The organism is Methanosarcina sp. WH1 (assembly GCF_000970005.1).
GTDB lineage: Archaea > Halobacteriota > Methanosarcinia > Methanosarcinales > Methanosarcinaceae > Methanosarcina.
Genome location: NZ_CP009504.1, coordinates 2,966,752 through 2,979,401, shown reverse-complemented (window position 1 = coordinate 2,979,401; position 12,650 = coordinate 2,966,752). Strand labels below are relative to the sequence as shown.

The window sequence follows — 12,650 nt, the reverse complement described above, 5'->3', positions numbered from 1 at the left end:
ATAAAATGTATTCCAGTTTCAGTCCGTGTCCAGTAAATCTTGCTACGAATTTGCAAACTCTGTTTCTGGTATAGCCTGAATGCATACTATGGAATCCCTCTGCTGTGAAATGAAAGGGTATCTCATATCCTATACCTGGATTATCCTATACCTGGGTTATCCTATACCTGGATTATCCTATACCAGGATTATCCTGTACCTGGATTATCCTATACCTGGATTACCCGATACCTGGATTTTGAAAAAAGAATAAGGAAGCTAAAATTGGTAGAAGGTTAGATAAGAAAATCGAAAATGAAAATGAAAATGAAAATGAAAATGAAAATGAAAATGAAAATGAAAATGAAAATGAAAATGAAAATGAAAATGAAAATGAAAATGAAATTATGAGCGATTTACAGGGTCGGATTGAAAACTCTGGTCCAGTAAAAGATGCATTTTAAGACCTTTTCCATGAAAACAATGCATCTTTGCAAGTGTATTTTTACATTTAAAGCCTTTTGAATGTTTAAATTTGAAATTTTTCATTTTCGGAACGAAACGTCTTTTGGGTCAAAGTATTCGGGATCAAAATCTTCTCCCAGCCATGCCACAGTATCTTCGTATTCCTCATGTTCCGGGTTTTTCAGGATCTCCAGCATATCTTCATAGCCCCATATTCCCCCGATGTCTTCAGGGACAGCTGCTCTTTTTCCTGCAGTACATATGGGATACTCCACCCCTTCTTTTATCGGGTGGATTTTTTCAAGCCTGACTTTTACCTGCCAGTTGTCCCCGAAATCGTAGGTGTACAGAGCAATCTTATTTTCCGGTGTGAAATATTTGGATATTTTAGTCTTCTTTTCCGGGACAAGGGGTTCTTCGAAACCTTCTAAATCGTCGCTTTCCGTTCCTATTCTATCCATCATTCCTGTCTTTGGGTTTGGCATTTCAAATTCATGCAGATGGTAGTCGTCCCAGTCCATTACATCCTGAATAGCATCGTGAAGGTCAAGGAAGGTATAATTTTCCGGCACCTGGATACGCCGCCATATCTGGGGGGTAATGCCTTCCATGGAGAGTTTTAGCTGGCAAACTTTCTCGAAAGTCTTTTTCATAGAATATTCTCCAGGAATAATTATATGAATCTCTCTATTTTAGTTTTTGGGATCTTTTCGTCCGGAAATGCAGGAAATATGCGGGTAAAAAGGTTTTTTTCACTAAAAAGGGGATTTTCTTTCCTTTATCATGAAGTGGGAAAAATCCCTGATCATCTCTAAACATTCATCTACGGATAGGTCTTTAAAAATTTCAAACCACTTCTTCGTGTGCCTCGCGAATTTTGAACTGGAAGGTATTCAGGAGGTCCTCTGCAAGTTTCAATCTTCGGCAGGTCGACATTAGTTTTTGATACTTCTTATTGATGACGATTTTGAAAAGATGCTCCGTAATTGTGTGTAGTTGTTAGGTTTGCATATGACCAATTATTAATCTATTATACTAAATTTTTATGAAAAAATGGTTCAGTGCTTGTATAGGTCGTGAGAATTGGGTCACACGTTAACCAGTTTTAATCATAATAAATAGTTATCTAATGCTCTAACTTACCTTCGGCAGGTCGACATATAATTTTTGATACTTCTTATTGATGACGATTTTAAAAGATGCTCCGTAATTGTGTGTAGTTGTTAGGTTTGCATATGACCAATTATTAATCTATTATACTAAATTTTTATGAAAAAATGGTTCAGTGCTTGTATAGGTCGTGAGAATTGGGTCACACGTTAACCAGTTAAACCTAATAAATAGTGATCTAATGTTCTAAAACGGTATCGGAAAAAATATTCTAATTTCTAATGTCGACCTGCCGAAAGTAAGTAAGATCTAATGTCGACCTGCCGAAAGTAAGTAAGATCTAATGTCGACCTGCCGAAAGTAAGTAAGATCTAATGTCGACCTGCCGAAAGTAGGATTTTATGTTTACTGATGGTAAATAAACTCTTAGATAATTATGAGAGTTTCCTCAAAAAAAGAAAAATAAGATCGATGAAAAGTAATGTATAATATTATCTTTTTAGGTGTCTTTGTCAAAAATTCCCATAATAGATTCTTCTGAGTCCAACAAGAGACCCATTTCAGAACTGTAGTCAACACTTGCAAATATCATATCAGAGTCAATCTGGATTTGGTTATTATGTTTTAGTTTTTTGTATTGACCAACACTTATTGAGACAATATATTTCATAGCTTCAAAATACCTTTTGTTCTCGATTTCCTCAAGATACTCAAGTTTAAACTGAATTGGAACGACTTCAACTGATTGATATAGGTTATAAAACTCTTCCTGATTTTCTTTTTCATTTATAAAAGGAACAATTTTGCTATGAAATTTGGGAAAGGTTTTTTTCACCATTTCGAAAGATGCCAGATCAGAACCCTGATATCCGTTCAAATATACTTCATCCACAAGTTTTTGAATTTTGCTTTCTCCCAGAATATTCTCTTTACTTAACAGCTCCAGACTTTTAGAGACTAATTCCTGATTTTTGTAAACATATTTGTCTTTTTCAGATCCTTGTTCAAAAACATATACTGGCTTGATTATTTTTTCTTCCCAACCTTTTCGATTAACCCTTCCAAACCTCTGGATAAGGGCATCGAGGGGAGCTGGCTCTGAAAACAGTACATCATAATCAATATTAAGAGAGACTTCAATTGCCTGGGTGCCAACTAGAAGGTTCAGATTCTCTAATTTTGATTCAATTTCCTCTCTGTCTCTAAGGATAAACCTTCCATGGATTAAGCCGTGATTTTCTATTCCTTGAGAGAGCTGCTTGTAGATCTTCTGGGCCTGAACAACGGTGTTACAAACAACAAGCACTTTTTTGTTATCATCTAGTTCTTTTATAATTAGATCCAAATTATCTTGAATATTACCTTTAAGAACAGAAACCCTGTGTCTTGTAAACTCATCCAGTTCCAATTCTGTAAAAAATATCTCTTTTGTTATTCCTAATTCCGTCTTGAACATTTCTTTAAGAAAAGAAGGAAGAGTAGCAGACATAATCAAGAAATTGGCTTGATATTCTTTTAGGATTTTGAGCGTTTCAAGGATTAGAGCAGTTGTATGAGCATCATATGCGTGAATTTCGTCCATTATAAAAAGAGCATTAGACATTTCTGCAAGATTCTGCTCAAACCCTCTAATTCCAAACATAGATTTAAGAATCTGATGTGGAGTTGCTATTTTATAAGGTCTGTAAATTTTATCAGTGAGGCTTTTTATTTCTTTTGCTTTTTTAGTTGCAGTCAGGTAATCTTCTTCATCTTCAAAGCTTCGGTACAGATAATACATAGCTTTGCCGTGTTGAATACCTATCAATTCAGGGTCTTTAAAATCTATTTGAAGTCTTTTATACATTGCGTTGATACTGGCAGTATAGGGAAGCAAATAAAAGACTCTTTTTGACCTGCAAGGATTCTGATTAGCATGACTCCATAATAATGATGCTTCTGTTTTCCCAGTTCCAGTTGGTGCAATTAAAAAGGCATCACCTTTTGTTTCTGCTGCTTGACTTTGTGTTTTTCTCAGTTCGGGAAAATTATATACAGCTCTCATGTCTTCAATTCCAGATAGTAAGCTGTACTTTCCCCCTGATGCAAGATGGTCACAAGCTGTTAAAAATCCTTTGAGAAATATCCCGTATTTGTCATGCAAAATTGTTAATTCTTTATCTTCAAATTGGTTTTTATATGGTAGTACTGCACTTTTATATGAATCAATCAATTCATCTATTGACATTATATCTCTAAATTTATTTAATTCAAAACCCAGATACTTTTTGCTGATTTCTGGAATTTTTTGTTGAATTTCCTTTAATTCTTCAAAGTTAGAAATTAATTCTTGCAGCTTTTCAAAATAGCGTTTTTTGCCCATAGGGTTTGGAAAAGTTCCAAACTTTTCCCTCAAATAAAATATATCTTTATGATGAGTAATTATTGCCATAGCAACGGCATTTTTGAACTGGTTTTCATATTCAAGCCCGGAAACAAAACCAGCAGAGAGAATTTCATGTCTGTATTTCCATTTCTCCCCTCCGGAGATAGCTTTTTGAAATCCTGACGCAGCTTTCCCGAAATCGTGGAAAAAAATAGAGTAGAAAAGATGTTCCCAGAAGTCTGGAACTCCGCAGATTTGAGGAACTTCAGGGTAAGCGTCTTTTATACTTTTAAAAACCATAAGCGCGTTTTTTGTATGCTCCAGAAGGGTTTCATCGGGATCTTTTTTTGCAAGAATTACCATGTTTTTTTCCTTACTTTGTCAATCAACTCTTATGAAGCCAGACTGCCCAGTTCATTTCTGGGTCAAATAAACACTTTTCAGGATAGGTGAAAAACTCGTCCATAAGAAGATATGGTTTTACTCCTACAGCTTTTCTGGGAATAGTATCAGTAAAGTGACTTGGGAGAGCCTGCACTAGACCATATGCACCTTTAATTCCAAAAGGAAGAATAGTTTTCCCCAACCTCTTTCCAGCCTCTTCTTCAAGTTCCAATTCCTTTATTTCTGAAACTTTTGCCAAGTCTCCAGATCTACCAAAAAGAAGGGGATACTGAGGCTTACGGAAATATTTACTATACTCAGGCCTGTCAAGATAGAGATAAAGTTCAGGATTATACAAAAATTCCCTTTTTATGACATTTGATTTTGCAGAAAGCCCTGGACTTAATTCGTAGATCGTTTCAAGGTCTACTGCTTTACTCTCAAAGCCAAATACGTAACCAACGCTTACATCCTCAGGGACAGTTAATTCTCCTCTCGCTGCTGAAATCAACCCATACACAGTACTTATGGGAGGAACTGGAAGAGTAGGCTGAAATCCGCTTATGAATCCGGGATACCTGAAGGATGCGGTCCAGCTTCCAATTTTTATCCTTAAGACTTTCATCTTATCTCATCAGCCCGGGAATCGTTTGCACAAAAGAATCAACTATTTCGTTTATAGAACCATAAATTACTTTTTGACTGTTGCCTGTATATTTTTCAGCTAGAGCTTTAAGTGCAGGATCAAGCTCATCCATAAAACCTTTACGTCTTCCGATATAGATGTCAGTCAACAGGATATCTGAATAATCGGAAATCACTTCTTCCAGAGCTTCCAGGTCTACGAGAGCTTCTCCATTTTCCTCTCTGACGAGATTCATAAAGAGATGATTTCCACCGTCTATTCCTGCAAGTATGAGAAGTTTTGGGGAAACATCAGTGAGATGGGATGTCTGTTTTGCACCGCCTGTAAGGTAAGGGAGAGCTTTTAACACATCTGTTGCCCTCTTCATCCTTACTTCGGCAGGCATTACCCATTTACTTTCTATTTTTTCCGCCCCATTTTTTTCTGCAATTGCTTCAAGTTCAGGATACATATTTTTGTATCCTGTTTTTTCGTTCTTGTGAAACACACCGATGTTGTCAAGGTCAAGGGAAAAGATTCCTTTCAAAACCGTGGAGTAAAATTCATGTTCATAAGGAACAGGGTCACCTTCGTGGCGCGCCATTACTCCAAAATCTTCCGTAGGAACCTGACCTGCAACCGAAACAAGAGGGGAGTTTTTCAAGGTGGAAAGCCTTGTTACAGTACCACCATCTGCTTTTTTGAGAGCTCGCATGTATCCAAATACGTCGTCGTCATCATATTCTACCGGATTAGCACTTGTGAATGCTATTTTCTTTTCACGCTCGATAGGGGAGACATTCCAATTGAACTTCTCCTCGAGGGTTGTACGCCACCAGTACCTGAGAGCCTGTCCTGAGACATATGGGTATACTTTCCTTCCTTTCCGGATTGTCTTTACTCTGACAATGTTTTCCGTCCTTTCACTGCTATCATTTCCTGCGTTGTTGAGTGCTGAATGGGGAGCATCGATAAGCATGAAACCGTTTACTGTATGTGTCATAGTCAGTTCTCCTCAGATAATTCCGTTTCTTCGTCCTCGATAGAAATCAGTTCTGATTTCAAATCGTCCTGTTCAACCAGCCAGTTGTGCAGATCTTCGTAAATCCTGAAAAGTAAAAGGTCTTGAGTCTCCCTCCAGCCCATGTTTCCTTCAGGAAAGAGGTCTTCCATAAACTCTTCAAGAGTAAAAAGTGAGTCTTGAGAACCTCTTTTAATTCGGTCTTTTTCGATCAGTCTCAATATGTTCCTGAATGTGGCAAAATTACTCGCCATTTCAAGCTGATTCAATTTTTTTATGTTTTGAGTATCCTTTATATAATCTGAGATGCTGTCCCCAACTTTTTTGAGGGTATCCAATCTCTTACTACTCATGTTTCTTACCTCTGTCAAATAATATTCCAGTAACTGCCAATCCCCGTAGACCTGCCTCGCTTTATTGTCGATGAAATATTTCACAATAGAATGACCTTTTAAAAGATTTATGTAAACAGAATTGCCTTTATTTTTGTATTCATCTCCTTCCTTGATTTTGTCCAAATTAAAATATCCCTTTCTGACAATTTTCATCCATTCTGAAAACTGGTCTGACTGTTTAACATAAGCCAGGAATCTGAACACTGGTGTAGGAACTCTATATATCTCAAGATCAGGCCCCTGATTATAATTTGTAAAATGGTATATGCTTATAGAGGGATTCTCTTCAACCCATCTTTCTTCGTATTGGAGAATTAAGTCCTCAATTATATGAAAAAGAGCATTAACAGGATTTTTGTAACCCTCGTCAAAACAACCTCTGTAGCTGTTTGCTGAAATCTGTCTCTGAACATCCTTTATCGCTTTTTCTGCCCAATAATGCATTACTTTGGTCGAGTTTGAGTGGATGAGCAAAAGTTTTCCACATGCATAAAATACAAGAGGAGAAAATTGAACTGCAAGTGTGCAGGCAGGGCAGTAATCAGCCCCTTGCTGACCGTAAGGGAAAAAATTAATCAATGTTCCTGAACCTATAAGGGGAATTTCTGTTTTTGTCCTAACGTCCTCAACATCATATCTCCCACAAGCGATGCAGTTTCCGAACTCTTTTGACCCTTCCTGAGATTCAACCTGACCAATTAACTGCTCTAAATATTTAAGAAGCCTTTTATCCTTATTTTTCACAGAAGGATTAGTAATCGCGTTATTAGGAAAAACAGAATAAAGGCTTTTTGCCCACTCTGAACTTAAATATACAGAAATCACATCTTGTGTAATTTCTCTTAGGTCCTTCACTGTAATTTCTTCAGGCTTTTTTTTATCAGACCACTCGCATATAGCCCATATCCCTGTGTCAACGAATGGGTTTCCTGTATATTGATATATCAATATTTACCCTCCAGATAACTATTTTTGTAGTATCAATATCTTTATTTTTTCCCATTCTGAGGATGGACTTTTTCTTGTAGAATGTCCAATAATTTTAAAAATAACAATGTTGATTCAACAGGATTTGTTTGATCCATAACTTGTTCCTTAACCATTCATTTAATTTTATAATTATATTTTCCCGTTTTTGTGAATTAATTGTATCTTAAGATATATCTTAACGTAGATAAATTTTTCGCAGTTAATTACGAACTCTAAATGGAATATTAAGTAACTTATTATAAAAAAATGCAAAAAATAAACGATCCCTCAAAGGTCTTATTTTTTAATAAAATTGCGAACTCTAAATTTTCAATCCCTTAAAGAAATGATTGCTATTACATTTCTCTTAATAGTATATATCTTTTCAATTTATTTTTTGAATACTTTATTCTACTCCTAATTTAAAGAATAAATATTTATATAAGTATTTCCCCCTCGTGTTTCAATCCCTCTAAGGTCTGATTTTAACCAAGTTTCCCCCAACGAGATTAGGGGGACGTGTTACGTTTCAATCCCTCTAAGGTCTGATTTTAACTACTGATTCGTATACGATCAGTATTCATTACCGTCATGTCTTTTTCGTTTCAATCCCTCTAAGGTCTGATTTTAACTAGTATAATGATTTAGAGAGTTATAGAGATACATGATTCGTTTCAATCCCTCTAAGGTCTGATTTTAACTGCATCCTGATCTTAAGATAAATCCATCAGGGTACACGTTTCAATCCCTCTAAGGTCTGATTTTAACGGGTTTTCAGCACTCCCGAAGCCTGTTCAGCTTGTGCTAGGTTTCAATCCCTCTAAGGTCTGATTTTAACCATACATTACATACCCCAAAACCAGTTCCGTTAGCACGTTTCAATCCCTCTAAGGTCTGATTTTAACATTTCCAGAACGGTTTTAAGGTTTGCTCCGGTTGTGTTTCAATCCCTCTAAGGTCTGATTTTAACGCGATATCTATCGGAGCCTTGACTATGGCGTAACAGTTTCAATCCCTCTAAGGTCTGATTTTAACAATTTTCTTTATTACCTCTTCAATTTCGGTATCTGTGTTTCAATCCCTCTAAGGTCTGATTTTAACCCTTCGCTATCGATGCAGTCGAAGACCTTGTTAAGTTTCAATCCCTCTAAGGTCTGATTTTAACATTCTGAGTTTCAGGATTCTAGCGTAAAAGATGAAAAGTTTCAATCCCTCTAAGGTCTGATTTTAACTAGAGTTCACGTAGTTGTTAAGAAGAAGAAATCATAGTTTCAATCCCTCTAAGGTCTGATTTTAACTCTGCTATCTGGGTAATGGTGTCTGCCTTGCAGGCACGTTTCAATCCCTCTAAGGTCTGATTTTAACCAGCGTGTACAGCCCATATCGCTTAAAACGCTATGTTTCAATCCCTCTAAGGTCTGATTTTAACATGCTCTCCTTATTGGAGGCATTAAAGCAGTAGAAGAAGTTTCAATCCCTCTAAGGTCTGATTTTAACTTCTTATAGAACATCATAGCCTCTACATATTTCTTGAAGTTTCAATCCCTCTAAGGTCTGATTTTAACAATGTATTTTTATAATCATGATAATGATATGACTCGTTTCAATCCCTCTAAGGTCTGATTTTAACTATGTTATTCCTATCAGGAAAAGGAACGTAAGAACGTTTCAATCCCTCTAAGGTCTGATTTTAACGGAGCTGACACCAGAACAGATGGTTGAGTATGGTGCTGTTTCAATCCCTCTAAGGTCTGATTTTAACAGTGTGACATCAGGCGGGCTGATTATTGTCCTGAAGTTTCAATCCCTCTAAGGTCTGATTTTAACGATCACATGGGAAATAATGTCTGTACTGATGTGTATTAGTTTCAATCCCTCTAAGGTCTGATTTTAACTTTTATATTCACACACCGCAGCATCTCAACAGAAAGCGTTTCAATCCCTCTAAGGTCTGATTTTAACCGAGGAGTGATAATATGTCAAACCAAAGTAAATATGTTTCAATCCCTCTAAGGTCTGATTTTAACACTGTCATTGCAGCCTATACCGTTGCAGCACAGGAAGGTTTCAATCCCTCTAAGGTCTGATTTTAACAATATTATAGGTCACCAGTAAAAGGGGGCTGTAAAGTGTTTCAATCCCTCTAAGGTCTGATTTTAACGCAGAGAAGATGATAAGATTCTTATCGAGTATCTCACGTTTCAATCCCTCTAAGGTCTGATTTTAACCAAGAAATTTTTCCCCGAATTTAGGTAAATTGGATGTGGAGTCCTTTCAAATAAGAGTTGGATAATTCGGAGTTTGATGTTGTTTTTAGACAATGGTATTTGGTGTTGTACAATATAAAAGTATCCTTTTCTGAATGAATATTCAAGAGGAAGTTTCGGGGATCGTTCTTTCGGTGGTTCATTTATAAAGATCCACGAAAAAAGAAGATAAGCAGAATCTTCTGACGGGGATCTTTGATAAATATATATATAATGTGTTGGCTCTTGTATGAAGGCTTAAGTAGTGAAATTTGCAGATATGGCTGATCAAATTATGTTGTTTGTATCTGCTTTTGGAGTTCCGAGATTTTCTATTCCAAGGTATTTTTTATCTCTGGAGCTGTAGAAGATAATGTGGTCATGGTTTATTTCTATGAGTTCTTTAAGCCTTGACTTAACTTTCAGGAATTCGGCTTTTGTGAGTTCACCTTCAAAAACACTATTTTGAACCCAGTTCATGTATTCCCTTAAAAAGCTTCTCACTTTGTTTACCCTTTCTACTCCTACATCGTACACAATTACCACGTACATTTTACCACCACATTACAAGAGGTTTGTAGTTTTCTGCACCAAGAACATGCTTTGAAAGTTTATATAGCTCAAGCCGAATAAGGCGTTTGTATGAAACACTCTTGTTCAAGCCTTTGTGCTTGATGGTGGTTTTGAGCTTCTCGTCGTATTCTTTGAGGAAAATTTTTTTACCTTTATCACTCAATAGCATGTTTCCGATTTCTCCTCGAAAGCAACCATCATCTAGCATGTTTTTGTTAACAAGCTTAAAAATTATCCTGTCTATCAGGATTGGTTTGAAGATCTCACTTACATCGAGAGATAAAGAGAACCTGCGTTCAAAAGGCTCGTGAAGATACGAAATTGTGGGGTTAAGCTGAGTATTGTAAATCTCTGAAAGGGTAGTGGAATAGACCAGAGAATTCCCAAAACTTATTAATGTGTTCATTTTGTTATTTGGCGGTCTTCTGGTACGTTTTATTATCCTGTATTCCTCAGGGAATATCTCGTCAAGCGCATTGTAGTAGAGTTCCCTAATTTTTCCTTCCGCCCTCATCATAGAAGGCACTGTTTCCGCATCTATCAGCCGGGACAATTCGGTTTTTATAGAAGTTACATAATTTTCGATTATCTCTTGAATGTCTCCCCGGTTTCTTGCATAATATTTGAGGTTTTTCAGAATATTTCCACAGGCACCTTCTATAAATTTTCCAGCAAGACACAACCGTTTTTCAGGATCAAGGTAATATTCAGCCTGTCGTATAACCAGATCTCCACTGATCAGGGTCTCCCGTGGATACATCGAACCCTCATAGAAGCCGTAGTAATTGAAAAAATGAATAGGAATTCCTTCTTTTGAAAGGTAAGAAACAACTCCTGACGAAAACGACAGGTTTCCGTAAGCGAAAATAGAACTTATTTTGTTTATTGGCAGAATCTTTCTGCCTTCTTTGTTTTCAAAATAGACCGTGTTTTCTTTTCTCTTCAAAATTCCGTCCTGTAAAATGTAAAAATCTTCCCGGATTCTTTTACCCCCTTTTACTTTTCAATATTATCACGATTTTTTTAGTTCGCTCATTCTCCATTTTTATCGCCCCTACCACAGAAACAAAATTCCTGATAAGCACATTTTAAACAGATTTTTTTGTGCATTGGTGCAGGCATTGAGCTGAGAACTATTTTTTTAATCTCTTCAATTTCTCTTTCAATATTGGCTTCATCTTCTGCATTCATTTCAATTTTCTCTGTTTTATTCAGCAGAGGATAATTTAAAATTCCTACTGCATCAAAACCTCTTTTCTTGAGGTAATAAAGATAAAATAAAAGCTGAGCTCTATCCGCAGCATCCATTTTTTTACTTTTTTTGATTTCATGAATCTCAGTTCTTTTTCCCGTTTTCACAAAATCAATGCTTATACCATCAATGGCAATATTTTTAAGATTCTTCTTATAGCGGTCTTCGTGCAGAATCTTTCCCAGGGCAACATTATCGTCACCTCTCTCAAGATTTATATTATGAGAAAAAAGCCAGAGTTTTGTCTTGCAGATATGATAGTAATTTACCTTAACTCCAGTAATCCGAACCGAACCCAGGAAAACCTCTGCATATATATTTGTTTCAGGCTCATCCTTCAGCTCATCTAAACTATAATCTGTATCTTTAACAGATTCATCTTTCACTCCAGAATCTCCTTACTTTGTGTTTATTTCAATATACCTACACATCCAAACCCCATAGCGTTTTTTTCTCCCAGCCCTGCATCATATGCAAACTCCAGGAGTTCCGAGTTTGCGGATAGAGATAAATCCATCAAACTACAGCGTCTATAATTGTCTCCTACCTTTACGCGCTTGGGCTTGAAATTTGGAATACTCATAACTTCAAAAAAGTCCTTCTCGATTTTTGATCCATAGAATTCTTCGTATCGGGCAACCAGATTTTTATGCAGGTTTTCGTGAAACTTTGAGTCTTTAGGATAAAGATCGAACTCAACCAACCGTTCTTCCTGTTTTCTCAGGGTTTTTAAGTAAATAGGGGAAAGGGTCCTGAAAGTACACGTATCCGAAAAATGAACCGCAGGAAGGACTTCAATCCTTTCAATTATAAAGCTTGCCTTATTTTCGCCGTTTCCGAGGAAAAATTCCGGTTCAAGCAAAAGTCCTTCTGCAAAACTTCTTATGAACTCTGGGTCAGGAGATGAAAGGAAAAAATGAGCCTTCCTGAAGTTTAACCCGCTTTTTTCGGGAATTCTGTCATCAAGAATGAGGTTTGAAAACGTATAAAATTTAAAACCTTTCTTACTGTGAGTTTTATCTGCAAGGTCTATATTTGAAGCAGCTAATTTTAAGTATAGCATTGAAGCAAGGCCATACTGATAATCATAATGGAGCGGACCGGAAGATATTTTTCTAACACTTACCCTGCATCTCATAAATAACTATTAGAACTTTTTGTATTTATAATTAAAAGTATTGTGAGATAAAGTATAAATTAATAGGCTCCTGTCTGTCGGATTTTACCAGCTTAAATGACTGTTTTTCTCCCTCTTCCCCTAATTTC

Annotated in this window: 9 protein-coding genes and 1 CRISPR repeat array; all 9 genes read right to left on the bottom strand. The window is 36.4% G+C overall.

Annotation, left to right across the window (positions count from 1 at the left end):
- Positions 1-524: 524 nt before the first annotated feature.
- Complete coding sequence (locus MSWH1_RS13040; protein ID WP_048129184.1) at positions 525-1,097, bottom strand: plasmid pRiA4b ORF-3 family protein; 573 nt, start codon at positions 1,095-1,097, stop codon at positions 525-527.
- Between the two features lie 956 nt (positions 1,098-2,053).
- Positions 2,054-4,282 (bottom strand): CRISPR-associated helicase/endonuclease Cas3, encoded by a 2,229-nt coding sequence (locus MSWH1_RS13035; protein ID WP_048129182.1) that lies wholly within the window; start codon positions 4,280-4,282, stop codon positions 2,054-2,056.
- A 22-nt stretch (positions 4,283-4,304) separates the two neighbouring features.
- The gene (gene cas5b, locus MSWH1_RS13030) at positions 4,305-4,928 is read right to left on the bottom strand and encodes a type I-B CRISPR-associated protein Cas5b (protein ID WP_048129180.1); all 624 of its coding nucleotides are present in this window, start codon (positions 4,926-4,928) and stop codon (positions 4,305-4,307) included.
- A gap of 1 nt (position 4,929) precedes the next feature.
- Positions 4,930-5,931 carry a type I-B CRISPR-associated protein Cas7/Cst2/DevR gene (cas7i, locus tag MSWH1_RS13025; RefSeq protein ID WP_048129178.1) on the bottom strand — a complete coding sequence of 334 codons (1,002 nt, stop codon included), beginning with the start codon at positions 5,929-5,931 and terminating at the stop codon, positions 4,930-4,932.
- A 2-nt stretch (positions 5,932-5,933) separates the two neighbouring features.
- On the bottom strand, positions 5,934-7,292 hold the full coding sequence (gene cas8a1 / locus MSWH1_RS13020) for a type I-B CRISPR-associated protein Cas8b1/Cst1 (protein ID WP_231591793.1): 1,359 nt from the start codon (positions 7,290-7,292) through the stop codon (positions 5,934-5,936).
- Positions 7,293-7,772: 480 nt separating this feature from the next.
- Positions 7,773-9,541: a CRISPR direct-repeat array (repeat unit 30 nt; unit sequence GTTTCAATCCCTCTAAGGTCTGATTTTAAC).
- A gap of 306 nt (positions 9,542-9,847) precedes the next feature.
- Positions 9,848-10,111, bottom strand: a complete 264-nt coding sequence (cas2, locus tag MSWH1_RS13015; RefSeq protein WP_048129174.1) for a CRISPR-associated endonuclease Cas2 — start codon at positions 10,109-10,111, stop codon at positions 9,848-9,850.
- A gap of 1 nt (position 10,112) precedes the next feature.
- The gene (gene cas1b, locus MSWH1_RS13010) at positions 10,113-11,096 is read right to left on the bottom strand and encodes a type I-B CRISPR-associated endonuclease Cas1b (RefSeq protein ID WP_255350525.1); all 984 of its coding nucleotides are present in this window, start codon (positions 11,094-11,096) and stop codon (positions 10,113-10,115) included.
- Between the two features lie 68 nt (positions 11,097-11,164).
- Positions 11,165-11,770 carry a CRISPR-associated protein Cas4 gene (gene cas4, locus MSWH1_RS13005; RefSeq protein WP_082088147.1) on the bottom strand — a complete coding sequence of 202 codons (606 nt, stop codon included), beginning with the start codon at positions 11,768-11,770 and terminating at the stop codon, positions 11,165-11,167.
- Positions 11,771-11,793: 23 nt separating this feature from the next.
- Entirely contained in the window at positions 11,794-12,522 is a 729-nt protein-coding gene (cas6, locus tag MSWH1_RS13000; RefSeq protein WP_048129170.1) for a CRISPR-associated endoribonuclease Cas6, read from the bottom strand.
- Positions 12,523-12,650: the final 128 nt, after the last annotated feature.

Excerpts from the sequence above, each read along its gene's own strand:
- cas7i (WP_048129178.1), bottom strand. The coding sequence starts at position 5,931 with ATGACACATACAGTAAACGGTTTCATGCTTATCGATGCTCCCCATTCA.
- MSWH1_RS13040 (WP_048129184.1), bottom strand. The coding sequence starts at position 1,097 with ATGAAAAAGACTTTCGAGAAAGTTTGCCAGCTAAAACTCTCCATGGAA.
- cas5b (WP_048129180.1), bottom strand. The coding sequence starts at position 4,928 with ATGAAAGTCTTAAGGATAAAAATTGGAAGCTGGACCGCATCCTTCAGG.
- MSWH1_RS13035 (WP_048129182.1), bottom strand. The coding sequence starts at position 4,282 with ATGGTAATTCTTGCAAAAAAAGATCCCGATGAAACCCTTCTGGAGCAT.
- cas2 (WP_048129174.1), bottom strand. The coding sequence starts at position 10,111 with ATGTACGTGGTAATTGTGTACGATGTAGGAGTAGAAAGGGTAAACAAA.
- cas6 (WP_048129170.1), bottom strand. The coding sequence starts at position 12,522 with ATGAGATGCAGGGTAAGTGTTAGAAAAATATCTTCCGGTCCGCTCCAT.